Below are 23,946 nucleotides of genomic sequence, written 5' to 3' on the forward strand. Positions count from 1 at the left end.
GATCCTCTTAAGGGCGCAGGGCCGCTGGCTTGCGCGTCGAATAGGAGAGCCACTGCTCGTTGAGACGATGGAACAGGCTCGGCAAGGGGGCATATTTGGCCGGGTCGCCCTCCCATTGCGATAACAGATGATAGCCCGCCTCCAGGGTCGACAAGGCCGTGGCAAAAGGCTTTTTGCGGATAAGGTACTGGCCTTGGGCGGTGGCGAGGGCAATGCGCGGCAAGGCGGCCAGCGCCGGGTTCAGACAGAGCATTTTATAAGCCTTGCGCCAGGTGCCATCGAGCAGCAGGAAGCAAGGCTCTCCCTGGGCTGAGCCCGGGGACAAGGCACGCACCTCGGCCAGAGGCCGGGCCTGTTCATCGGGCCAGAGCAGATAGCAGGGACGAGTGGCCAGCAACTGCATCAGTGCCGAGTGCTCGCTGAACGTCTCCCCGACCCAGATCTGGGCCTCGGTCAGGCTGGCGGCCAGCAGGGACGCGGTACCCTTGGGATGCCCCACCTCACTCGGGTGTTGCAAAATGACCAGGGGGGCCCGATTCACCACGGGATGAATATATTCGCATAGACAGGCTTTGAGGGCGCGGGCGCAGCGTGTACAGTAGCGACTGTTTTGTTCGTTGGGCCCTTTCATGTTGTCAGTCAAATCTGGGCTATTCTGGCTCATCACGCTTTCACTCGCCTGCCTGATCCTCTTCTTTACCGTGCCAAACGATCTCATCGCCTTCAACCGGACGCTGATAGCTCAGGGAGAAGGGTGGCGCATCATAACAGGCAATCTGGCTCACACCAATCTGTGGCACCTGCTGCTCAACCTCGCCGGCCTGCTGGTGCTCTACGCCTTGTTCTGTGATTACCTGCAGGGCTGGGTCTTGCCGCGGCTGCTGGCAGTGCTCAGTCTCGCCGTGGGCCTGGGCCTGTGGTATGGCTATCCGCACACCCAATGGTACATGGGTCTGTCCGGCATGCTGCATGGGCTCTTCGTTTGGGGGGCCATTCAAGACATTCGCCACCGCCGTCATTCGGGCTGGCTCATGCTGCTGGGGATTGCCATCAAACTGGGACTGGATCACTACTCCGGGGGGGATGGTCCGGCCGCCATGCTGATCGGGGCCAAGGTACACATAGGGTCACATCTGGTCGGTGCGGGAGCAGGCCTGGTGCTTGGCCTGCTCACGCTCTTGGTCAGCGGCTGGCGAGATCGTCGTTGATTTCTGTAAGGGTCAGGGCCGGATCGGCCGATTGGGTGATCGGACGCCCAATCACCAGATAGTCCGCCCCCGCAGCCACTGCCTCACGGGGCGTCATCACCCGGCGCTGATCGCCCTGTGCCACGCCCAGAGGGCGTATTCCTGGCGTCACCAAGGTAAAGTCATCCCCCAGCGCGGCCTTCAACTCCCTCGCTTCGTTGGCAGAGCAGACCACTCCATCGAGCCCGGATGCCCTGGCAAGGCGAGCCAGGCGCAGCACCTGTTCGGCCGGGCTGATATCCAGACCAATGCCCTGCAAATCCTCTTGTTCCATGCTGGTCAGTACCGTCACGCCAATGAGCAGCGGCGCTTTATCGCCATAAGGCACGAGGGCTGCTTTGGCGGCCCGCATCATGCGCTCTCCCCCGCTGGCATGCACGTTCACCATCCAGACACCCAATTCGGCACTGGCCGCAACGGCCTTGGCAACCGTATTGGGGATGTCGTGAAACTTCAGATCCAGGAAGACGTCGAAGCCCTTGGCAACCAGCTGACGCACAAACTGAGGGCCAAACAGCGTGAACATCTCCTTGCCCACCTTGAGGCGGCACTGGGTCGGTGAGACCCGTTCAACGAAGGCCAGGGCATCGGCTTCACACTGATAATCCAGCGCGACCAGAACTTTGGGATCTAGCATCTCTCTTCCTATAGGTTATTCACCGTCCAGACCACGGATCGGCTTGATGGAGCCCCACTGCCGGCAGGAGGGACATTGCCAGAACAAGGAGTGGGTGGCAAAGCCGCACTGGCGGCACTTGTGGGTTGATTTTATTTTGATCTGTTCGCCGACCAACTGCTGTAACAGCTCCAGGCTCTCCTTGGCGGGGCCTGGCTCCGCACTGGCAAGCTGGAAGCCTACCAGCTGGTAGAAACCCTTCATGGAGGGGTGGCGGCGCAACTGCCGCAATACCAGGGCACGAGCCTGGTTCAGGCCATCACGCTCCCCCACCAGCTTGGCTAGCGCCAGGGTGACACTCACCCCTGCGTGATCTTCCACCGCTTTCTCAAGCAACGGGATAAGCTCGGCACTGCGGCCCAGCTTTTCATAACAGTCGCTCAGCAGTGGCATGGCTTCGGAGGCAAAATCGATATCCTGCTCGAAGACGCGCAGCAGTTCGCGGCTCGCCTGCAGGTAATCGCCCTCCTCCATGTCCAGCTTGGCCAAACGCAGGCTGGCTCGAGCGCAATGGGGATTGACCCCCAGTGCCTTTTTCAGACGAGCACGCCCCTCACTCAGGTCACCATCCATCAGTGCCTGCTCAGCCAGTTCGCAATGGAAATGGGAGATGGGCTCGGCCAGCTTCTTGCCGGGGAATTTTTGCAGACGCTGGGCAACCAGAATAGCCTGCTGCCAATCCCGCAGCTGTTGATGAATGATCAGCAACTGGGTGAGCGCCGTCTCCTCGAAATCACCATCCTCGCACAGCTCAACCCAGATGGCTTCAGCCCTGTCGAGCAGACCGGCAGCCAGAAAATCCCGCGCCAGCTCCTGCAGGGCAAGCTGGCGCTGTTCGCGCGTCAGCTCGCGACTGACCAAGTTCTGGTGGATCTTGATGGCGCGATCGACCTCCCCACGCTGGCGAAACAGATTGCCGAGGGAGAGATGGGTTTCGATGGTGTCGCTGTCGACTTCAAGCAACTGAATGAAGAGATCGACGGCCTTGTCAGACTCGTCGGAGAGCAAATAGTTAAGGCCCGCCACATACTGGCGGGAAAACTGGTTGCTCTGTTTCTGGGTGTCCTGGCGAACACTCCTGCGCCCCATATACCAGCCGTAACCGGCTGCGATGGGTAACAACAGGAAAAGCAGTTCAAGCATGGAGGAACGTTATTCCTTACCGGACCCCTTGTCCGATGCTGTGGCTAGTTCTAACTGGCGAGATTGCCGACGCACGGTGCGATTCAAGGTGCGATTCTGCAGCTTGAGGCGCAGGAACAAGAGGCCAAAGACCAGCCAGCCAAGCAGGAAGCCGGTACCAAAAAAGAGGCCAAGCAAGAGGGAAAGGGAAAACTCGCCTTGGGCAATCAGATAGTTGAATTGCACCAACTGACCATTCTGTGAGCCGAGGGCCAGGGTGAAGATAAAGACCAACACCAGCGGGATAAGGGCCAAGATACGCTTCATAGGATCTTCCTGTCAGTATCGAAAAAGACCTGATGATTATCCTTAAAATCCACGGCAGACTCTAGAGAGAAAGGGAAAAGACTTTCAGAAACAAGTGAATTGGCACAATTAAAGGGACAAAAACAAAAAAGGCATACTCAGGTATGCCGTTTTCTGCATTATTCAACGAGGTTGACGCGTTCGCGTAACTCTTTACCCGGTTTGAAGTGCGGGACGTATTTTCCCGTCAATTCCACCTTGTCGCCAGTCTTGGGATTTCGCCCGACCCGCGGAGCACGATAGTGCAGAGAAAAGCTGCCAAAACCGCGAATTTCAATCCGATCGCCGTTTTGTAAAGTCGATGCCATCTGCTCAAGGATCTCCTTGATAGCGGCCTCAACATCCTTAGCCGGCATATGCATGCGGCTCGCAGCCAGTTGTTCGATGAGATCTGATTTGGTCATAACGTTAAATCTCCTTCCCCGATCACATGCAATATTCATGACGTCAAAATAAAAAAGGGCGGCGTGATGCCGCCCTTTTCTCGCATCAAGGATTACTCACCCTTGGCTGCTTTGAACGCTTCCATCATAGCATTGCTGAACACAACTTCTTCTTGTTGGTTCAGGCTATCGATAGCAACGCGCTCGTCAGCTTCGTCCTTAGCACGGACGGACAGGCTAACGGTGCGGTTCTTACGATCAACGCCCATGAATTTGGCTTCAACTTCGTCACCAACAGACAGAACCAGCGTCGCGTCTTCTACGCGGTCACGGGCTGCATCAGAGGCACGCAGGTAGCCTTCAACGCCGTCAGCCAGTTCGATCACGGCACCTTTGGCATCAACCTCGGTAACCTTACCGATCACAATAGCACCTTTCTTGTTGTCAGCCAGGTACTTGTTGAACGGGTCTTCTTCGATCTGCTTGACACCCAGGGAGATGCGCTCGCGCTCTGGATCCACTTGCAGAACAACGGCTTCGATCTCGTCGCCTTTCTTGAATTCACGCACTGCTTCTTCGCCCTGGTTGTTCCAGGAGATGTCAGACAGGTGAACCAGGCCGTCGATGCCGCCATCCAGACCGATGAAGATACCAAAGTCAGTGATGGACTTGATCTTGCCGGAAACACGGTCGCCTTTGGCGTGAGTTTCGGCAAACAGCTGCCACGGGTTGGATTTGCACTGCTTCAGACCCAGGGAGATACGACGACGTTCTTCGTCGATATCCAGGACCATGACATCTACCAGGTCGCCAACGTTGACAACTTTGGACGGGTGGATGTTTTTGTTGGTCCAATCCATCTCGGAAACGTGTACCAGGCCTTCAACGCCTTCTTCGATTTCAACGAAGCAGCCGTAGTCGGTCAGGTTGGTCACGCGGCCGGACAGACGAGTGGTCTCCGGGTAACGCTTGGCGATAGCAACCCAGGGATCTTCGCCCAGCTGCTTCAGACCCAGGGATACACGGGTACGCTCGCGGTCAAACTTCAGTACCTTGACGGAGATCTCGTCGCCAACGTTGACGATTTCGGAAGGATGCTTAACACGCTTCCACGCCATGTCGGTGATGTGCAGCAGGCCGTCAACACCGCCCAGATCTACGAATGCACCGTAGTCGGTCAGGTTCTTAACGATACCCTTAACTTCTTGACCTTCTTGCAGGTTGGCCAGCAGGCTTTCGCGCTCGGAGGTGTTCTCGGTTTCGATCACGGCACGACGGGAAACCACAACGTTGTTGCGCTTCTGGTCCAGCTTGATGACCTTGAACTCGAGTTCTTTGTTTTCCAGATGAGCGGTGTCACGGATCGGACGCACGTCAACCAGAGAACCCGGCAGGAAGGCACGGATGCCATTCAGTTCAACGGTGAAACCACCCTTGACCTTGCCGTTGATGATACCGATAACGGTAGCTTGCTCTTCGTAAGCCTTCTCAAGCTGCAGCCAGGCTTCGTGGCGCTTGGCTTTTTCGCGGGACAGCTTGGTTTCGCCGAAACCATCTTCGATAGAGTCCAGAGCTACGTCGACAGTGTCACCTACGTTGATTTCCAGCTCGCCCAGGGCGTTCTTGAATTCTTCAGCAGGAATGGCAGACTCGGATTTCAGACCGGCATCAACCAGTACGAAACCGTTCTTGATACCAACGACGGTACCCTTAACGATGGAACCTTGACGGGTTTCAACGGAATTCAGGGACTCTTCAAAGAGTTGAGCAAAAGATTCGATCATTGTTTGTGTCACAAATGAAACATCCACTAGCAATCCGGCACCAGCGGGGTTGTTTGAAATAATCTGCTCCATCCTTGGCGCAGACGACTGATGTCAGCGTGAGCTGACATCATTGAGTTGTTGCTTTGCATAGGATAATACCGTTGCCAGTACTTCCTCTATGGTCAGCGCGGTGGAATCCACCACCAGGGCATCTTCAGCCGCTTTCAGTGGCGCTACGGCGCGATTTCTGTCGCGGTCATCACGTTCCTGAATCTCGGTTAAAAGACGCTCAAAGTTAACATCAAAGCCCTTATCTTGCAACTGCTTATAGCGGCGCTGGGCCCGCTCCTCGGCGCTTGCGTCAAGGAAAATCTTGATCTCTGCTTCGGGGAAAACCACAGTGCCCATGTCGCGGCCATCGGCGATGAGGCCCGGGGTCTGACGAAATGCGCGCTGGCGGCGCAGCAGGGCTTCACGCACTCGCGGGAAAGCGGCAACCTTGCTGGCCGCATTACCCACCGTCTCGGTACGTATGGTGCGGGAGACGTCTTCGCCCTCCAGCACCACCTTCATGTGGCCATTTTCGACCGGAAACTGCACATCCAGATTGGCGGCCAGGGGGACCAGCGCCGCTTCACTCTCGAGCTCCACATCATGATGCAGCGCCGCCAGGGCGAGTACCCGGTAGATGGCACCGGAATCCAGCAGCTGCCAGCCCAGCTGTTCGGCCAGCAGTTGGCACAGGGTGCCTTTACCGGCACCGCTCGGGCCATCGACTGTCATTACGGGGGCCATTTGGGACATAACATATCTCCTGCACTTGATGTTGCGCATCATCCCGGCGGGGATGAGGTAATGGGCGCAGAGTATACCCAAATGTGAGGTCGCTGGCAGTCGCCAACGCACAGTTCCGCGTAAAAGCTGTCGTAACTGAGGTTTTTGTGTACAAAGTTTCTTCTGGGGATTCAGACTCTTCCTGACGGGTTCTGATGGTCGCGGAGCCCGAGGCGCGCTAAACTGATCCCCTTTTTTCGCGTCCTCGTTGTTAAGGAGTACCCCATGAGTAGCATTACTCTCGTGGCCAAATCCAAATTGCCAACCCCTTGGGGCACCTTCACCCTGGTGGGCTTCCAGGAAGTTGGCACAGGTAAAGATCATGCCGCCCTGATGATGGGCGATGTCAGCGGTGATGAACCCGTCCTCGGCCGCATTCATTCCGAGTGTCTCACCGGTGATGCCCTGTTCAGCTTGCGCTGCGACTGCGGTTTTCAGCTGCAGGCCGCGCTGCAGCATATTGCCGAAGCCGGTCGGGGCGTGCTCCTCTATGTGCGCCAGGAAGGGCGGGGGATCGGCCTGCTCAACAAGATCCGCGCCTATCATCTGCAGGATCAAGGCGCCGATACAGTCGAGGCCAATGTGGCCCTGGGCTTTGCTGCGGACATGCGCGATTACACTATCTGCGCCGACATGCTCAAGGCACTCGAGATCAAGAGTCTGCGTCTGATGACCAATAATCCACGCAAGGTCAAGGCGATGGAGAGTTTCGGCATCCCCGTCACCGAGCGGGTGCCACTGCAAGAGGGGCGCAATCCCCACAACGAGTTTTATCTCGCCACCAAGGCGAACAAGCTCGACCACATGCTGAAGAAATAACCCCCCGCTCTTGCACCACGCAATAAAAACGCCTCCGATGGGAGGCGTTTTTATTGCGTGTGAGAAAGCCCGTTACAGCACTTTTTATTTGGCCATCGTCATTGTTAAAGTGCCAGTCCCCGTTAGCGAACCGGCAGATCGATGTTGGCAAACATGGCATCCACGTCGTCACTGGAGCGCATGGCGATGGCCTTCTCGACCACATCTCTGGTCAGATGCGGCGCGAAGCGGGTCATGAAATCATACATGTAGGTGCGCAGGAAGGAGCCCTTGCGAAAACCAATCTTGGTGGTGCTGTGAGCAAAGAGGTGGCTGGCATCCAGCGCCACCAGATCCGTGTCCGTCTGTTTGTCCAGGGCCATGGTGGCCATGACACCGATGCCAACCCCGAGGCGAACATAGGTCTTGATCACATCGGCATCCGTGGCGGTGAAGACAATATTTGGCTCGAAACCGGCGCGGTTAAAGGCGGTATCGAGCTCGGATCGGCCGGTAAAACCAAACACATAGGTGACCAGGGGATAGTGTGCAATATCGGCGATGGAGATCTTGCTCACCTGGGTCAGCGGATGACCACGAGGCACTATCACGCTGCGGTTCCAGTGATAGCAGGGCAGCATGATGAGATCTTCATAGAGGTGCAGCGCCTCGGTGGCGATGGCAAAATCCGCCAACCCTTTCACCACGGCCTCACTGATCTGGGTCGGGGTGCCCTGATGCATGTGCAATGAGACCTTGGGGAAACGCTTGATAAAGCCCTTGATCACATCAGGCAGGGCATAACGGGCCTGGGTGTGAGTGGTGGCAATGTGCAAGGTCCCCTGCTCGGGGTGAGTATGCTGGCTCGCCACCGACTTGATGCCCTCCACCTTGCCGAGGATCTCGTTAGCAATCTTGATCACGTCCCGCCCGGCCGGCGTGATCTGGGTCAGATGCTTGCCGCTGCGTTCAAATATCTGAATTCCCAGCTCATCTTCGAGCATGCGAACCTGCTTGCTGATCCCCGGTTGAGAGGTATACAGGCTCTCCGCCGTCGCCGACACGTTCAATCTGTGGTTGGCAACTTCCACGATATAGCGCAACTGTTGGAGTTTCATGGTGTTAGGCTCTAAAGACGACTTCAACTAATACTAACAAACTTTTAGTTATTAGCCTTCGTTTCTGTCATGGGCTGTGACAGCAGGAAATCTCGCAGGGCCCGATTGGCCAGAGAGAGGGGATCCCCCCGCCGCCAAGCGACACAGAGATCCAGAAAAATGGGCGGCTCGAAGGCAATCCCCTCCAGCTCAGCGTCCTCTTCTACCACCATGCGCAGAAAGGTACTCACCGCAAAGCCCTGGCGCACCACCGCCTGGAGCAGGGGGATGAGATTGCTCTCGAATGCGATATTGGGTTCTATGCCGAGCCCCTGGGCGAGCGCCTCCATGTGCTCCCTGTGATAGAAGCCACGGCGAAACACCGCCAGCTCCTGCTGAAAGTACTCGGCCAGGGTGACACGACTGGCCCCATGCAAGGGGTGATCCTGACCCACCACCATCAGCATCTCCTCGCGCAGCAGCTGCCCCCCCTCCAGTGCGGGCGGCAGATCGCTGGTGATCAAGATGGCCAAATCCAGCTCCCCCGCCACCATACGGCTGAGCAGCTCCCGGGTCCCCGCCTCCTCCACTCGGATCTTGAGACCAGGGTACTGGTGCTTGAAGGCCATCAGAATGGGCGGGAAATAGTAAGAGCCCATCATGTAGGGAATGCCGATGCGCACCTCCCCTCGCTCCAATCCCTTGAGCTCGGCCATTTCGGCCTCGGCCTGATGCATCTGCAACAGCAGGCGCTCGGCATGACGACAGAGCACCTCCCCCTCAGGGGTGAGTCGCACCGACTTGTCCTGGCGATCGAACAGACGCAGCGCCAATGCCTGCTCCAGCTTGGCAATGGCCATGCTGACCGCAGGTTGCGCCACATGCAGTTGCTGGGCGGCCCGGGTGAAGGAGCCAGTATCCCGCACCGCCAGCAGATAGCCGAGCTGCTTGAGGTCCATATCAATTCTCGTTATGAGTTGGATAACTTAAATATATTATATTTATAGAAGGCGACCCACTAATCTAGGGAAAACCTTGGAGTCTCCCCATGATCGAAGTAGGAAGTCGCGAGTGGCTGCGCGCCACCCTGGCCCTGAGCCTGGGCTCATTTCTGGTGTTTCTGAATCTCTACCAGACCCATCCCCTGCTCCCCATGCTGGCGAACTCGTTCTCCATCAGCTCCCTTTACTCCAGTTGGACCCTGGCGGGCTGCACCGCCGGGCTCGCCTTCGCCCTGCTGGTCTGTGCCCGCCTTGCCGACCGTTTCGGCCGCCGCCGAGTCATGTTGTGGACCCTGGCCGGTGCCATTGCCCTCTCTCTGATCGCAAGCGGTGTCGAGCAATTTGAATCCCTTGTCCTGCTGCGGATCCTGCAAGGCATGCTGCTGGCCGGGCTGCCAGCCATCGCCATCGCCTACATGGGGGAGGAGTTCAATCGCCGTGCCCTCATCTCGGCAGTGGGGATTTACATCGCCGCCAACTCCCTGGGAGGCATTGCCGGTCGGGTGCTCGGCGGCCTGTTGGCTGGCTGGTTTGATAGTTGGCATGCCACGTTTCTGGGCATAGGCGTCATCAGCGTGCTGCTCTTTCCCCTGGTAGTGTGGTTGCTTCCGGTTCAGCGCAACTTCACCCCGGCCCTCGCCACGCCTGGCCAGCTCAGGCAGGCGCTGGGAAGCCACTTGCGCAATCCCTTGCTAGTCGGCGCCTACCTCATCGGCGGCCTCAACTTTCTGGTGTTCCTCAATCAGTTCAGTTACCTCACCTTTTTGCTCTCGGCCGAGCCTTTCGCCCTGCCGCCCCAGTGGCTCGGCATGCTGTTCCTGACCTATCTATCGGGCACCCTGGCCTCCTCCATCAGCGGCCGCTGCGCCCAACGAGTCGGGGCAGAACAGCTGTTGCTGGTGGGGATCGCCTTGATGGCGCTGGGGGGCCTGCTGCTGCTCGGCCAGACGCTGGCGTTTATTCTCGGGGGCTTGCTGGTGTCGAGCTTTGGTTTCTTCCTCGCCCACGCCTGTGCCAGCGCCTGGGTCGGTCAGCATGTGGAGCACAACCGGGCACTGGCCTCTTCACTCTATCTGGTGGCTTACTACCTGGGGGCGAGCCTGGGGGGCTTCTATCTGCATCCCTTCTGGGAGCAAGGGCAGTTGCCGGGTCTGGTCTTGGGAATAGAGTTGGTGCTGCTGGTGACGGCTGGCCTCTCGTTATGGCTGGCTCGCCAGAAGGCCCATCGCGATCAGCCACTGGCCGTTTGAATTGACCGGCCTTAATCTTGCTGCGTGAAGTAATCCCTCGGCACCGGCACCACGGCCGCCGTGCCAATCTCCTCTTCGATGACAGCTTCGAGGGAGCGCAGGTGGAACTTCACCTGCCCCGAGCCGAGCATCAGTCCCACATCCGGATTGCGACTGTCCCCCATGTTGCCCGTCTTGAAGGCAAGCTGGGGATGCGCCGCCACCAGGGCTGGCAGACTCGCCACCACCAGTTCGATATGCTCCAGACCCGCCTGATGATTGCGACACGGCTTGGGCGCTGCCAGTTCGATGCAGGGCACCTGGGTGTCGATCGCTGCGCCATCTTTGCTGCGCATTTGAATGTGCAGCGGTTGATGCAAACGGTAAGTCGCGATCGGGCGCCCTCCTATCATGCCCTCCACCAGCAGATCGCCTGCATCGGCCAGGCAGTCGCTTAAAAGCAGGTATTCACCCGGGCTGGCCGCGCGATAGCAGAGGTGATCGATCTCCGGTTGGCAGAGATCGATACCGAGCGCGTCCAGCTCCCGCAGCAGACCAATAACAAAAGGGGCCATGGGCCCCAGTTTTTCGTCGAGGAGATGGGTCATGTCACCACTTCTTCTTGGGTTGGAACAGGATGTCGAGTTCATCGGTCTCTTTATCCTTGATGTTTTGCAGCTCGGACTCACTCTGCTGGGCCAGGTGTTCATCCAGCGATTGCAGCCCCTGACGCATGTCCTCCTCCCGGGCCAACAAATAGGCATCCTTGTCGCCGATATTGCTCACCGCCGCCAGCCCCTTGGTGAACAGCTGGCGGCAGGTTCCATACTGCCCCTGGATCTGGGCATCCATGGCCCGTTTGAGCAGGTTGGCGATGTTGATCTTGAGCTGCATCAGTTCGAGGCGGCGATCTTCCTGGGCAAAGCCCTGAGGATCTATCTTGCCCTTGTTGTGTTCGACTCGCAGCACGGCACGCATCTTCTTGACCAGTTGCAGCATCTGGATCGCCTGGCGATCGGATTCCGGCGTCTTGAAGTGGCCCTCATCGTGGCTACTGTAGTTCTCCCGCACATTCTTGATCTGGGTCTGCACATCCAAGACACGCTGACGGATCTGAGCATTCCCCGGCATCACTTGGGCGATGGCGCGGTAAGCGTCCAGGATCCTGTGCTGGAGCAGTAACACCAGATTCTTGGAGAAAGGCACCAGGTTGACGTTGAGCAGCACCTCTTCGGTCTCATCGGCGATGGACTTGTGCTTGGCAATGGCCTGGCGCTTGTCGGCTTCCGCCTTCTGCTTATATTGCTGCATGACGTTATAGGCGATCACCAGAAACAGAAGCGCGCCGATCGACAGCAATATCAGTGTTAAAATCATAGGCTTTATCCGTTCCTTCCCTATCCAATTGCCTGATCCTACAACAGCTTACCCCAGTGCGATAGCCTGCAGGGCTCACAGTCTCACCCAGTCATCATCAAGGAGAGAGCGCCTTTAATATCGTCCGCCGCCGTCAATACTTGAGCCAAACAGGGCAGCCACCCCCACCAGAGAGGCCTTACTTGAGGTTAAATCCCTGGGATTGCAGGAAAGCATCCATGAAGGGGCGCGCCTCTTTGCCGAGGGTAGCCTCGATTTGGCTGCTCCAGGTCTGCACCTTGTTGTTGCTGCTGCGAGCCTGATAGTACGCCTGGATCTGGCGATCGTAATCGGCAAGCAGTTCCCTGTCGAGTTGCGCGGGATAACGGTTCTCATGCACCACCATGGTCTGGGGCAGACGAGGCTTCTGCTCGGGTTGCTGCTCGGGGTGACCCAGGCAGAGGCCAAACAGCGGGATCACATGCTTGGGTAGACCGAGCAGTGTCACCACCTCGACGGGGTGGTTGCGAATGCCACCGATATAGACGCCGCCAAGGCCAAGAGACTGAGCGGCCAGCAAGGCATTTTGCGCCATCAGGGCCCCATCGATGGCACCAATCATCAGCTGCTCCACGAACCCTGTGTAGGCATGTGGCACGATTTGCAGGTGGCGATGAAAATCGGCGCAGAACACCAGAAACTCGGCGGCCTGGGCCACATAAGGCTGGGGCCCCGCCAACTGGGCAAGTTGCTGGCGCAGTGCCATGTCTGTCACCCGTATGATGCTGTTGGCTTGCAGGAAGCTGGAGCTGGCCGCCGCCTGGGCTGCCTGCAATATGAGATCCAGCTGCTCGGCCGCGATGGGATCCGGTGTGAACTGGCGAATAGAGCGATGGGATAGAATAAGATCTATGGTCTGGTTCATGCTGTCTCCTGATAAGGGCCACACTCTAACCTAAAAAAACAGAGGGCCCCAAGGCCCTCTTTCTATCTATGACTGGCCGAGGACAAACTCCCCCACCGGGCAGTAGAGGATGAAGCGGCTCTCCTCAATGTCGGCCACCGTCATCGGCTTGCCAAACAGGAAACCCTGGAACACATGGCATCCCTGGGAGCGCAGTGCCACCAGCTCATGCTCCTCCTCCACCCCCTCCGCCATGATGCCGAGCCCCAGACCCGTTGCCATGGCGACAGTGGCGCGGATCACCGGCAGGTTGAGCCCCACCACGAAGGAGCGATCCAGCTTGATGGTGTCGATGGGCAAGCGGTTGAGATAGGCCAGGGAGGAGTACCCCGTACCAAAATCGTCGATGGCAATCTTGATCCCCTGCTCACTCAGGCGATCCAGAATACCGATGCAGCCGTTCATGTCGAGCATCAACACAGTTTCAGTCAGCTCTAGGGTCAGCAGATGGGGATCCACCCCATGCTCCCTGAGCGAGGCGGCCACCTGCTCGGGCAGGGAGGGCGCCAGCTGAAAACCGGACAGATTGACCGAGACAGGCACCCGCACCCCAAAGTGACGTTGCCAGTGGGCCATTTGGGCCAGCGCCTTATCCAGTACCCAGCCCCCTATCTCGCGAATGAGCCCCATCTCCTCGGCAAGGGGAATGAACTCCCCCGGGGAGACCTGCCCCAGCACGGGATTATGCCAGCGGATCAACGCCTCAAAGCCGAGCAATTGCTGGCTGGCGGCATCGACCTGGGGCTGATAGTTGAGGCTCAGCTCCTGGCGGCCTATGGCCTTGGCCAGGAACTGCTTGAGGGTCAGCTTGCGATGCAGGTTCTGCTGCATGCTGGGGGTGAAACGCTGCCAACGCAGGCGCCCCATCTGCTTGGCCTGGTACATCGCCATGTCGGCGCGGGTGATCAGGTTGTCACCATCATCGGCATCGTCCGGGTAGACGGCGATACCGATGCTGCCGCCGATAGTCACCTCGGGCACCCCGCTCAATTGCAGCGGTTTACTCATCTGGGAGAGCATCAGATCCGCCACCTCTTCAGCCCGCTCGCTGCCGCTCGTCAGAGGCACCAGCGCCGTAAACTCATCCCCCCCGAGCCGGGCCAGTTCCACATCGCGCGGACAGACCTGTTTGAGACGACCCGCCACCCGCTCGAGCAGGCGATCGCCGGCCTTGTGACCATAGTTGTCATTGACCAGCTTGAAATTGTCCAGATCCATGAACACCAGGGCGAAGCGGCCCCCCATGCCGCAGTAAGCCTCCAGCGACTTCATCAGACCATAACGGTTGAGCAAGCCGGTCAGGGAGTCATGCCAGGCGAGATGGCGATGCTCCAGCTCTTCGAGCTTGCGATCCGTGATGTCTCGCATGGTGAGCAGCGTCTGCGCCCCCTGCTGGATATGGCGAAACTGGTACTGGAACCAGCGCATGCCCCGCAGGGTGCGGCACTCCCCCTCGGTCACCACCTCATCGAGGCGCGACAACTTATTGAAGAACGCATCGTCATTACCGGAGAAGACCTGCCCAAGGGTATCAATAGTGCCCCCGAAGCAGGCGTCGAAGTGGTGATTGCCACTCACCAGCTGACCGTCATCATCGAACAAGCAGGCCAGGGTGTCACCGGTGGCGAGGGAGGATTGCTGATGGAGGCTGTCCGCATCGATCACCGCCTCGGTCATCATCATCAGGCGCCCCGCCAGCTGCACCCCGGACAAACGGAGATAGACCTGCTTCTTGACCCCCTTTGGGGAGAGGCTCCACCACTCGCTGTAGCTGCGCCCCTGTTGGAAGTCACCGAGATAGCGTTGCAGCAGCAGAGCGATGGCATCGGCCATGTCGACACCAAAATCCCGCGCCTTGAGCTCGGCGAGCGAGCTCGCCTCCCAGATAGCGAGGGCGGCTTCATTGGCCCAAAAAATGCGGTGATGGAGAATGTCATAGACCCAGATAGGTGTGTGCAGCACCTCAAAGCTGTCGAGGGTGCCTTCGTCGAGCGTATTCATCTGTTATGGTGATTCATCAGCTTGTTCCTTGAGAGTGAGGAACGATCGTCCACGGCGCCATATCTGCCTGACTACAACATATCTTGATATGGGGCTTAGACTGAAAATATAGGAAGAGCGGCAAGGTCGTCCTCATATGAAAACACTGCACGTACAACCCATGGTCAGAAGAAACGGACTCACGCTGGTATTGCTCGGGTTAATAGTAACCATTGCCATGATTTCTATACTTTTTTTATTCAGTGAACAACCACTAATCCCTGTCTATTGCGGCCTGCTGACTGGTCTGATGACACTGTTTATCGGCTCATTGAAGCTAAGAGAGCCTCATTTCAGTCTCTCTCTCTGTCACGACTGCTTGCAATATCACCACAAACAGGGTGGGTGGGTTCTCAAATGGGTAAATATCCAACGGATCGATCGACCCCGCATCCATTTGGGCTGGGATCTGGTCGAGATCCCCTACATTGGCTTGCGGATAAAAGATTACGACAGTTTTTTGAACTTGATCACACCTCGACTGGCGGTGGGCATACTCACCGAGCAACGGGCCGTGCTGATGCAGGTGCTGCAGAGCGAGCAGGCCGACTGCCCGACAGGCACCTGCGCCAGCCAGTTCGATGACTTGTTCGAAGAGAGTCACTATCGCTCAGGGGAGGGTCAGGACTACGAGGGGGTGATAGCCATGCTGGCCAACCGCATGACCCGGCTGCGGACACTGATAGGTTACGATCTGCTGGTACCGGTCAGCAGCCTGGATCGGGAGCCCGATGAGTTCGTGCGCCTGTTGCATCAGTACCAACTCGAGTCGAACCTAATCCAGATCAATTAAAGCCGTGATTGCCCTTGCCAAGGAGGGGACCGCTTCTTAAGGTCACTGTTTGACTCGAGTGCCATGCCTCCTATGAAGTTCATCGAAGAGTTCTATTTATTCGTCAAGGTGGTACAGGAGGGGGGCTTCTCCCACGCCGCCAGTGCCCTGGGCATGCCTACCGCCAGCATCAGTCGCCGCATTACTCATCTGGAAGAGGCCCTCGGCTACCCCTTGCTGCACAGATCCACTCGCAAGATCCGTCTCACCGACGAAGGATTGCGCTACTACGAGCGACTCTGTACGCCACTGGCCCAGATCGAGCAGGCAACGGGGGAGATCCAGGGCAAGGAGGCTGACCTGGCTGGCCTTATCCGGCTGGCGGCGCCGATCGCCCTCTCCAGTACCCTGCTCATCGACATGGTGGCCGACTTCTCCTTGCACCATCCAGAAGTAGAGTTCGACATCTGCCAGACCAATGATCATCAACAGCTGTTCGAAGGCGACAAGGATCTGGTGCTGTTCCATGGCGAACTGCCGCAGACCCTGGCCCATGCCACCCTGCTGGGCCGGGTCGAATACGGCCTCTTTGCCTCTCCCCTCTATTTGGAAAAACGGGGCCAGCCCGCGCACCCACATGCCCTGGCGGATCACGATCTCATCTACTGCTGGCCGCACCAGCACTGGCAACTCAACGACCGGGAAGGGGCGGTTGCCCAGATCCGCACCCGGGCCAAATTGACCGTGAGCCAGACTCAGGCCGCGGTACGGGCAGCCAGCCAGCATCTGGGCATCATCAATGTGCCCCTCCATCTGGCACACCAGGCCTGGCAGGCAGGTCAGCTTCATCCGGTTCTCGCCGACTGGAAAACCGCTAGTCGCCCCTTCTACATGCTGGTGACGCAACCCAATTTTGCCCCGCTGCGTGTTAAGCTGTTTGCCGAGTTTGTCGAAAAGTACTCGGAACGTTACCGGCGGGATCGCTAGCACTCGCCGTTGCCCACCCCAATGTCATGGCAGCTGAGGTGGACGGGCCACACTTATCTTCAGGATTTATAAGAGGGCGGCCCCATGAATGTATTGATCTGTGATGATTCGGGCTTTGCCCGCAAGCAGCTGGCCCGGGCCTTGCCCAAGGAGTGGGCCATCACCCTGCACCAGGCAGCCAATGGCGTGGAAGGGTTGGAGCAGATCCTGATGGGTCATGGCGACCTGGTGTTGCTCGATCTCACCATGCCAGAGATGGATGGCTATGGCGTGCTGGAGACCCTCCAGCGAGAAGGGATCCGCAGCAAGGTGCTGGTGGTCTCGGGGGACATACAACCCGAGGCGCATGCCAGGGTCATGGCCTTGGGCGCACTGGATTTCATCAAGAAACCCGCCTCCCCCGAGACGCTGCAAGCCTTCTTGCAACAACACGGTTTCTGGCAACCCAAGCAGGAGCAGGCCAGTCTCCATAGCGCGACAGTCCCTGTGATGGCCCTGGCCAGCGCCGATGACGCCACGGCGGATGCACCCTCGCAGAGCGAGTTGCAACTGTGCCCCCAAACTCGGGATCTCTATCAGGAGCTGGCCAACGTCGCCATGGGCCAGGCCGCCGCGCTGCTGGCCCGCCTGCTCGACGCCTTCGTCATCCTGCCCATCCCCAACGTCAATGTGCTCGAGGTGTCAGAGTTGCACATGGCCCTCTCTTCTGCCGCCCGCTCGGAGACGCTCTCCGCCCTGTGCCAGGGATTCATCGGGGCCGGTATCGCCGGTGAGGCGCTGCTGCTGTTCCACGATGCCAGTTTCACCGATCTGGCACGGCTGATGAAGCATGAGGGGGAACTCGACAGAGCCGCCGAGCTGGAACTGCTGATGGACACCGCCAACGTGCTGATCGGCGCCTTTCTGCGCGGTTTCAGTGCCCAGCTCGATACCCACTTCAGCCAAGGCCATCCGGTATTACTCGGTCAGCACAGACCCATCCACGAGCTCATCGACACCAACAAAAACCGCTGGCGCCGCACCCTGGCCATCGAGATCAACTACAAGATCCAGGGCTATGGCGTGCAGTGCGATCTGCTGCTGCTGTTCACCGAGGACTCCATCGCCACCATGAATCACAAGGTTCAACACCTGCTCTAGGAGTTCACATGGAAATACGGGAATTTCACTGGCTGATGAACATAGTCCAGAACCTGGATGTGGGCCTGATCGTGCTGGATCGCCAGTTCAAGGTTCAGGTATGGAACGGCTTCATGGAGAGCCATAGCGGCCGTCTGGCCGCCGAGGTGCGTGACCGTGAGCTGTTCACCCTGTTCGAAGAGCTGGACAGGCCCTGGTTCGAGCGCAAGGCCAATCAGGTATTCACCCTCAACAACCGCGCCTTCAGCACCTGGGAACAGCGCCCCTATCTGCTGCGCTTCTCCAACTATCGCCCCATCACGGGGGCGGCGCCCTTCATGTACCAGAACCTGACCCTGGTGCCCCTGGCAGACTTCTGTGGCCAGGTCACCCATATCGGCGTCATGATCTACGACGCCACCGACGAGGCCATCTTGCTCGGCCAGGCCCGCGCCACCCGTTGACCCACTCGGCGACCAGGCGGCCCTGACTTCGTCAAGGGCCAATACGACAGCGCCCCCGCAATGCGAGGGCGCTGTCGTTTCTGGTTGCCACCTCAGGGGGCGTCGGGCTGCTGCTCGGGCGCCGCCTTGACGAAGGCCTGCAAGGGCTCACAGTTGGCGACGATGCGCGCTATGGTGGGATATTCATCCAGGGACATCTGGTAGCGTCGGGCGTTATACACCTGAGGCACCAGCATGCAGTCTGCCAATGTGACCTCGTTGCCGACGCAATAGACGCCGGCCGTGGTCATCAACAGGGGCTCCAGCGCCCGGAAGGTCTCATCAATCCAGTGACGATACCACTCATCCCGGCGATCCTGCCCCAGACCCAGCTCCTGTTCCAGATAGTCGAGCACCCGCAAGTTGTTGAGCGGGTGTACATCGCAGGCAATCATGTTGACTATCTGGCGAACCCGCGCCCTGTCCTGAGCCTTTGAGGGCATCAGGGGGTGAGCGGGATAGGTTTCATCAAGGTACTCCATGATGGCCACCGACTGGCCTATCTCTATCTCATCATCGATGAGAAAGGGCACCAGCCCTTGGGGATTGATGCGTTTGAAGACTTTATCTTTCTGCTCACCCTTGCCCAGGTGAACGGTTTTCTGTTCGTAACTCAATCCTTTGAGTTGCAACACCAGCCTGACCCTATAGCTTGCTGACGAGCGCCAATATCCATACAACTGCAACATAGTCTGTCCCTGTCCTGGCGGGCAGGGCATGCCCGCCTTTGCATGTCATTCCGCTTGGGTCACTCGTTGAGATATGGTCCCAAACAGATTCAGTCCATTGCGATCCTGCATCGCGATGGACACTGTATCACCAAAGCGCAGAAAGGGAGTAGTTGCCTGACCCGACTCGATTATCTCCAGCATCCGGCGCTCGGCGAGGCATGCCGAACCGGCGCTGCGATCATAGTTGGAGATGGTGCCGGAGCCGATGATGGTGCCCGCGCCGAGCGGCCTTGTACGCGCCGCATGGGCGATGAGATCATGAAAATCGAAGGTCATGTCCACCCCGGCATCTGGGGCCCCAAACAGAGCGCCATTGAGGTGAGTCCGCAGTGGCAGATGCACCTTGCCATCCGCCCAGGCCTCCCCCAGCTCGTCCGGGGTAATGGCCAGTGGCGAGAAGGCACTGGAGGGCTTGGACTGGAAGAAGCCAAACCCCTTGGCCAGTTCACCCGGAATGAGATTGCGCAGGCTGACATCGTTGACCAGCATCAGCAGCCGAACGTGGCGAGCCGCCTTGCCTTTCGGCGTTCCCATGGGCACATCGTCGGTAACGATGGCGATCTCGGACTCAAAATCGATGCCCCAGGCCTCGTCGGCCATCAAGATGGGGCCACGGGGCGGCAGAAAGCTGTCCGATCCCCCCTGGTACATCAGGGGATCCTGCCAGAAGCTCGCCGGCATCTCGGCCCCGCGCGCCTTGCGCACCAGCTCCACGTGATTGACATAGGCACTGCCGTCTAGCCATTGATAGGCGCGGGGCAACGGCGAGAGGCAAGCGCCTTCGTCAAAGGGGAACGCACTGGCGCAGGCGCCGTCGGTTTCCCCCTCGTTCAGGGCCTGATAAACCGCTTCGAGACGGGGCGCCAATCTGTGCCACTCATCCAGCGCCCCCTGCAGATTAGGGGCTATCTGTGGTACCTGCACGGCGCGGCCCAGATCGCGACTCACCACCAGCAGGGCACCGTCGCGACGGCCATTATTCAGGGTTGCCAGTTTCATCCTTGTTCCTTTTCTCTCAATGCAAACATGCGGTTGGGGCTATTTCGGCAGTGGCTGCCAGCTGTTGACATACTGGCCATTCTCGACCCGTTCGCACAGATCCCCGACCTGCAGGGCATCCCGGGTATCGAGCATCACGGCCACCTCGTCGGTGAACTTCTTGGCATAGGCCTGCCCTGCCGCGAACGCCTTGGGGTGCGGGCCATGGGTGAAACCGGCCGGATGGAAGGTGACCATGCCTTTTTCTATGTTGTCGCGGCTGAAGAAGTCGCCGGCGTGATAGAAGAGCACCTCGTCAAAATCATCGTTGCTGTGATAGAAAGGCACCCGCAACGCACCGGGGTCGCTCTCTATGGGGCGCGGCACGAAGGTACAGACCACGAAGCGGCTCGCCACAAAGGTGGAGTGCGCCGAGGGTGGCAGGTGGTAGCGATGGCTCATCAGCGGACGGATGTCACGCCAGTTGAGCTTGACCAGGGTCAGATCCCCGTGCCAGCCAAGGGCATCGAGGGGGTTGAAGGGCCAGGTCACCACAGAGACCTGATTGTGGCGCTTGATCTGTAGCGACCAGGGCTGTTCATCTTGCTGGGCGAGAAACGCCTCGTCGATGGCAGGCACCACCAGGGCGGCCGAGTCGAAGATGGCATGATTGCCCACCAGCCCCTTGTCCGGCAGCTGATAGCTGTCATTGGTGGCCTCGATGAGCAGGATGAACAGGGGCTCGTGCGGCTCGATTCGCCACATGGTGCCTCGGGGGATCACCACATAGTCCCCATCACGCAGGCTGAGGTGGCCATAGTCACAGAACAGCTCGCCACTGCCCTCGTGGATGAACAGCAACTCATCGCCATCGGCGTTGCGTACCAGGAAGGGCATCTTGTCCGCCAGCCGCCAGACCCGGTAACGACAGTGCGCGTTATGGAGCAGGTCCGGCACCACCCAGGGCGACAGCGAGTCTATCTCTGCATGGAGTCCATTGAGATCGAAGGCCCTTGGTCGCAGCGGCCCCTCCCAGCTGATCCAGTCGGTCGGGGCATGCTTGTGATGCATGTGGGTGGCGGGACCGAAGAAGCCGGAGCGGCCGAGCTCCCGCTCAAAGATGGCCTGCTCGGGCAAGTCGGCATGAGCCTGGCGCGATGCCGTGCCCTCTCTATGGGGGAAGTTGATCCAGTTACGCATGACGGACTCCTTGCGCGGGGCTGATCCCGCCACGGGACAAGAGGTGAACCCCACATTGGCTCATCCCGACCTTACTCATCATTGAGCACACCCCGGCGGATCTGATCCAGCTCAATGGATTCGAACAGTGCCTGGAAATTCCCCTCGCCGAATCCTTCATTGCCCTTGCGCTGGATGATCTCGAAGAAGACGGGGCCTATCACAGTATCGGTGAAGATCTGCAGCAAAATGCCGTCCTTGGTAGGGGCGCCATCGATCAGGATGCTCAGCGCCCTGAGCGCCGCCAGATCTTCGTCATGACCGGCCACCCGCTCGTCGACCTTCTCGTAATAGGTATCAGGGGTCGACATGAAGGCGGTGCCCCTCTCCCTCAGGGTGCGGATCGTCTGGTAGATGTCCCTGGAGGCCATGGCGATGTGCTGTATCCCCTCCCCCTTGTACTGACGCAGGTACTCCTCTATCTGGGACTTGTCGTCGGAGGACTCGTTGATGGGAATGCGGATCTTGCCGCAGGGAGCCGTCATGGCGCGGGAATGCAGACCCGTCAATTTGCCCTCGATGTCGAAGTAGCGGATCTCGCGAAAATTGCCGACTCGCTCATAGAAGTTCGACCAGACATCCATGTTGCCACGCTGCACGTTGTGGGTCAGGTGATCTATTTCGTAGAGCCCGGCGTCAACCGCCTCCATCCGGGCCTGCCAGTCTGGGTGGAAGACGAAGTCGACATCATAGATGGAGCCGCGACTGCCATAGCGGTCCACAAACGACAGCGTGCTCTCGCCGATGCCATAGATGGCGGGGATGTTGAGCTCCATGGGCCCTATCTTGCCGACGAAAGGCTTGGCGCCCTGAGCCAGGGCGTACTGCTGCGCCTTGCCCGCATTGTCGACCCTGAACGCCATGCCACACACGCTCGGACCATGGACGCTGGCGAACTGCTCAGCCTGGGAGTGCGGTTCGGCGTTGACCACAAAATTGATCTCCCCCTGGCGATAGAGCCAGCACTCTTTGTGTTTGTGGCGAGCCACTTCGGCGAAACCGAGGGAGACAAACAGGGCCTTGAGCGCGGCGATGCCTTTGCCATCGGGCGCCGTGTATTCGACAAACTCGAAGCCGTCTGTGCCGAGGGGATTGATGGTGTTGGTGGCGGTCGCCTTGGCTGCAATCATGGTGCGCTCCTTTGCACGAAATCAGGTTGAACATGGGTGTTAACAACTTGTTTCATTAGAGGTGCGCTGTCGCGGGAAGGAAAGAGGACAGGCTCAGATAGTCGGCGGGCTGAACGGGGTAATGAATGTAAATAATATGTTACATTAGCAATGGCAACGGGTAGTGACGGCCCCGCCCCCCATTCAGGCTGTCAGCTTTGGCTTACAAGATGCTCAAGGGCGAGGGGGCAGCGCAGCCAGCCGCCACTGCTTGACCACAATATGGGGTAATCGAGTCCTGACACGGCGCAACAGGCTGGGCGCCGGATTGATAAGCCAGGCCACGCGGCCCAGACGCAGCAGCGGCAGGTCGTGCAGGCTGTCACTCAGGCTGAGCGCGACCTTCAACCGGGCCATGACCGGGGTTATCTTGGCGGCGCCATGGCAGTAGTGGCGCGGGATCAAGCCACCCAAGGCATAACGCAGCCGGGTCGCCTCAATATGAGCAGGCCATGGCTTGCCGTCGGGCTCATGGGCCAGTGCCAAGGCAAGCTGGCCTCGCACCAGGGCCCGGGGGCTGGCCGACACTATCCAGAGCCTGTGATGGTAGCCCGCCAGCAAGGCTTTGGCAGGAACAAAGAGCCCGGGACGGCTGGCGCTGTAAGCGCGCACCCAGGCTCGCCAGGCCAGGGGAGAGAGACCCAAGGTAATGCTCCACCAGATGAGCGGGATCCCCCACCCTCTCCCCCTGGCAAATGACCTCCCAAGTAAAAGAACAAGCAGCGCCCCCAGGATCAGCAGAGGGAACAGCAGCAGCGGCCAGCGGCGCCTGACCAAGATGAAACGCAGCAGACCGGCATGGCTGTCACCCGGCGCCAGGGTGCCATCGAAGTCGGCCAGAATGAGACCCTCACCAATGGGCCCGAGTCCCCCTTCCCGCAGCGCGGGATCCTGGCTTGCGCCGGGCGCTGGCATCAGGGCGCCAGCCTTGCCATCGCCGCCGCCAGTTCAGGAGCGCTACATGCCGGACCTGACTCGGGGGGGCACTCGAAGGAAAAAGGGGTATCCCAGAGGACAAAGTCGAGGCGCCATGCATGGAGATAACCGCGCTCAGCCGGGCTACCGCCATAGCGTGCATCACCCAGGATGGGGGCCCCTATGCTCTTCATGGCAACCCGGATCTGATGGGTCTTACCGGTCTGGGGCTTGATACGAAACAGGCGTAATCCTTCTCGCACCGGCGTGGAATCGAACCAGCTGATGGCGGGGTTCTCCAGGCTGCGGGTCAGCAGCCAGCTGCCACCTCGCCCCTTTTGCATGTCGCCCTTGATCCAGCCCTGCTTCTTCTTGGGTTTGCAGTCAGAAAGAGCCAGATACTGCTTGCTCACTTGCCGCTCCGCAAAGCTCATGCTCAGCGCCCGATTAGCCTGCGGGGTACGGGCCAGCAACAGCAGGCCCGAGGTCATCTTGTCGAGCCGGTGCACCGGATAGAGTTCGAGCCCGGTGTCGGCTCGCACCAGGCTCACCAGACCCGCGTCTCCTCCTTCGTCATGCATGCCAATTCCAGGCCCTTTGTCGATGACCAGGAAGTGTTCGTTTTGTGACAGGATGCGATACATAGGCAACATT

General features: G+C 58.9%; 26 protein-coding genes. 7 read left to right on the top strand and 19 right to left on the bottom strand.

Annotated elements, in window-relative coordinates; genetic code table 11:
- Positions 1–7 precede the first annotated feature (7 nt).
- Positions 8–631: a tRNA-uridine aminocarboxypropyltransferase gene (locus M2366_RS00925; RefSeq protein WP_259268718.1), complete on the bottom strand. Its 624-nt coding sequence runs from the start codon at positions 629–631 to the stop codon at positions 8–10.
- Between M2366_RS00925 and rrtA the strand changes: the two genes are divergently transcribed.
- Positions 630–1,208, top strand: a complete 579-nt coding sequence (gene rrtA / locus M2366_RS00930) for a rhombosortase (protein ID WP_259268719.1) — start codon at positions 630–632, stop codon at positions 1,206–1,208. The genes M2366_RS00925 and rrtA overlap by 2 nt on opposite strands.
- On the opposite strand, the gene pyrF is transcribed toward rrtA, so the two are convergent.
- From pyrF to cmk, 6 genes are all read right to left on the bottom strand, one after another.
- On the bottom strand, positions 1,183–1,884 hold the full coding sequence (pyrF, locus tag M2366_RS00935) for an orotidine-5'-phosphate decarboxylase (protein WP_259268720.1): 702 nt from the start codon (positions 1,882–1,884) through the stop codon (positions 1,183–1,185). The genes rrtA and pyrF overlap by 26 nt on opposite strands.
- Before the next feature lie 15 nt (positions 1,885–1,899).
- Complete coding sequence (lapB, locus tag M2366_RS00940) at positions 1,900–3,066, bottom strand: lipopolysaccharide assembly protein LapB (protein WP_259236676.1); 1,167 nt, start codon at positions 3,064–3,066, stop codon at positions 1,900–1,902.
- 9 nt (positions 3,067–3,075) lie between these two features.
- Positions 3,076–3,372, bottom strand: coding sequence for a LapA family protein (locus M2366_RS00945; RefSeq protein WP_005908128.1), 297 nt, complete (start codon positions 3,370–3,372; stop codon positions 3,076–3,078).
- A 158-nt stretch (positions 3,373–3,530) separates the two neighbouring features.
- A complete protein-coding gene (gene ihfB / locus M2366_RS00950; RefSeq protein WP_005908129.1) occupies positions 3,531–3,815 on the bottom strand; it encodes an integration host factor subunit beta in 285 nt (94 codons plus the stop codon).
- Between the two features lie 92 nt (positions 3,816–3,907).
- Positions 3,908–5,578, bottom strand: coding sequence for a 30S ribosomal protein S1 (gene rpsA / locus M2366_RS00955; RefSeq protein WP_042042919.1), 1,671 nt, complete (start codon positions 5,576–5,578; stop codon positions 3,908–3,910).
- 93 nt (positions 5,579–5,671) lie between these two features.
- The gene (cmk, locus tag M2366_RS00960; protein WP_042042920.1) at positions 5,672–6,364 is read right to left on the bottom strand and encodes a (d)CMP kinase; all 693 of its coding nucleotides are present in this window, start codon (positions 6,362–6,364) and stop codon (positions 5,672–5,674) included.
- Positions 6,365–6,619: 255 nt separating this feature from the next.
- On the opposite strand from cmk, the gene ribA reads away from it, so the two are divergent.
- Positions 6,620–7,213 (top strand): GTP cyclohydrolase II, encoded by a 594-nt coding sequence (gene ribA / locus M2366_RS00965; protein WP_042042921.1) that lies wholly within the window; start codon positions 6,620–6,622, stop codon positions 7,211–7,213.
- Positions 7,214–7,335: 122 nt separating this feature from the next.
- On the opposite strand, the gene cysB is transcribed toward ribA, so the two are convergent.
- Both cysB and M2366_RS00975 read right to left on the bottom strand, forming a co-directional pair.
- Positions 7,336–8,310: an HTH-type transcriptional regulator CysB gene (gene cysB, locus M2366_RS00970; RefSeq protein ID WP_042042922.1), complete on the bottom strand. Its 975-nt coding sequence runs from the start codon at positions 8,308–8,310 to the stop codon at positions 7,336–7,338.
- 44 nt (positions 8,311–8,354) lie between these two features.
- On the bottom strand, positions 8,355–9,248 hold the full coding sequence (locus tag M2366_RS00975) for a LysR family transcriptional regulator (RefSeq protein ID WP_259268721.1): 894 nt from the start codon (positions 9,246–9,248) through the stop codon (positions 8,355–8,357).
- 89 nt (positions 9,249–9,337) lie between these two features.
- On the opposite strand from M2366_RS00975, the gene M2366_RS00980 reads away from it, so the two are divergent.
- Positions 9,338–10,540 carry an MFS transporter gene (locus tag M2366_RS00980; RefSeq protein ID WP_259268722.1) on the top strand — a complete coding sequence of 401 codons (1,203 nt, stop codon included), beginning with the start codon at positions 9,338–9,340 and terminating at the stop codon, positions 10,538–10,540.
- Between the two features lie 11 nt (positions 10,541–10,551).
- Here M2366_RS00980 and M2366_RS00985 read toward each other — a convergent pair whose 3' ends face one another.
- From M2366_RS00985 to M2366_RS01000, 4 genes are all read right to left on the bottom strand, one after another.
- A complete protein-coding gene (locus M2366_RS00985; protein ID WP_259268723.1) occupies positions 10,552–11,127 on the bottom strand; it encodes a VOC family protein in 576 nt (191 codons plus the stop codon).
- Between the two features lies 1 nt (position 11,128).
- Positions 11,129–11,896, bottom strand: coding sequence for a hypothetical protein (locus M2366_RS00990; RefSeq protein ID WP_042043811.1), 768 nt, complete (start codon positions 11,894–11,896; stop codon positions 11,129–11,131).
- A gap of 178 nt (positions 11,897–12,074) precedes the next feature.
- Positions 12,075–12,800, bottom strand: coding sequence for an oxygen-insensitive NADPH nitroreductase (nfsA, locus tag M2366_RS00995; protein ID WP_259268724.1), 726 nt, complete (start codon positions 12,798–12,800; stop codon positions 12,075–12,077).
- Positions 12,801–12,866: 66 nt separating this feature from the next.
- The gene (locus tag M2366_RS01000; RefSeq protein ID WP_259268725.1) at positions 12,867–14,840 is read right to left on the bottom strand and encodes a bifunctional diguanylate cyclase/phosphodiesterase; all 1,974 of its coding nucleotides are present in this window, start codon (positions 14,838–14,840) and stop codon (positions 12,867–12,869) included.
- Between the two features lie 289 nt (positions 14,841–15,129).
- Here M2366_RS01000 and M2366_RS01005 point away from each other — a divergent pair, with 289 nt between their 5' ends.
- The 4 genes from M2366_RS01005 to M2366_RS01020 all read left to right on the top strand — a co-directional run bounded on the left by M2366_RS01005 (position 15,130) and on the right by M2366_RS01020 (position 18,221).
- The gene (locus M2366_RS01005) at positions 15,130–15,672 is read left to right on the top strand and encodes a DUF2982 domain-containing protein (RefSeq protein WP_224432721.1); all 543 of its coding nucleotides are present in this window, start codon (positions 15,130–15,132) and stop codon (positions 15,670–15,672) included.
- Positions 15,673–15,744: 72 nt separating this feature from the next.
- Entirely contained in the window at positions 15,745–16,638 is an 894-nt protein-coding gene (locus M2366_RS01010) for a LysR family transcriptional regulator (RefSeq protein ID WP_042043805.1), read from the top strand.
- A gap of 84 nt (positions 16,639–16,722) precedes the next feature.
- Complete coding sequence (locus M2366_RS01015; protein WP_224432719.1) at positions 16,723–17,778, top strand: response regulator; 1,056 nt, start codon at positions 16,723–16,725, stop codon at positions 17,776–17,778.
- An 8-nt stretch (positions 17,779–17,786) separates the two neighbouring features.
- Complete coding sequence (locus tag M2366_RS01020) at positions 17,787–18,221, top strand: PAS domain-containing protein (protein ID WP_224432718.1); 435 nt, start codon at positions 17,787–17,789, stop codon at positions 18,219–18,221.
- 92 nt (positions 18,222–18,313) lie between these two features.
- Here M2366_RS01020 and maiA read toward each other — a convergent pair whose 3' ends face one another.
- The 6 genes from maiA to M2366_RS01050 all read right to left on the bottom strand — a co-directional run bounded on the left by maiA (position 18,314) and on the right by M2366_RS01050 (position 23,936).
- On the bottom strand, positions 18,314–18,949 hold the full coding sequence (maiA, locus tag M2366_RS01025) for a maleylacetoacetate isomerase (protein ID WP_224432717.1): 636 nt from the start codon (positions 18,947–18,949) through the stop codon (positions 18,314–18,316).
- Between the two features lie 45 nt (positions 18,950–18,994).
- Positions 18,995–19,990, bottom strand: coding sequence for a fumarylacetoacetate hydrolase family protein (locus M2366_RS01030; RefSeq protein WP_042043800.1), 996 nt, complete (start codon positions 19,988–19,990; stop codon positions 18,995–18,997).
- A 39-nt stretch (positions 19,991–20,029) separates the two neighbouring features.
- Positions 20,030–21,169 carry a homogentisate 1,2-dioxygenase gene (locus M2366_RS01035; protein WP_042043799.1) on the bottom strand — a complete coding sequence of 380 codons (1,140 nt, stop codon included), beginning with the start codon at positions 21,167–21,169 and terminating at the stop codon, positions 20,030–20,032.
- 71 nt (positions 21,170–21,240) lie between these two features.
- Positions 21,241–22,338: a 4-hydroxyphenylpyruvate dioxygenase gene (hppD, locus tag M2366_RS01040; protein WP_259268726.1), complete on the bottom strand. Its 1,098-nt coding sequence runs from the start codon at positions 22,336–22,338 to the stop codon at positions 21,241–21,243.
- Positions 22,339–22,551: 213 nt separating this feature from the next.
- The gene (locus M2366_RS01045) at positions 22,552–23,292 is read right to left on the bottom strand and encodes an HAD family hydrolase (RefSeq protein WP_259268727.1); all 741 of its coding nucleotides are present in this window, start codon (positions 23,290–23,292) and stop codon (positions 22,552–22,554) included.
- Positions 23,292–23,936 (bottom strand): TIGR01621 family pseudouridine synthase, encoded by a 645-nt coding sequence (locus M2366_RS01050; protein WP_042043796.1) that lies wholly within the window; start codon positions 23,934–23,936, stop codon positions 23,292–23,294. The genes M2366_RS01045 and M2366_RS01050 overlap by 1 nt, the downstream gene beginning before the upstream one ends.
- Between the last annotated feature and the right edge of the window lie 10 nt (positions 23,937–23,946).

This window comes from Aeromonas sp. BIGb0405 (genome assembly GCF_024807335.1).
GTDB lineage: Bacteria > Pseudomonadota > Gammaproteobacteria > Enterobacterales > Aeromonadaceae > Aeromonas > Aeromonas rivuli.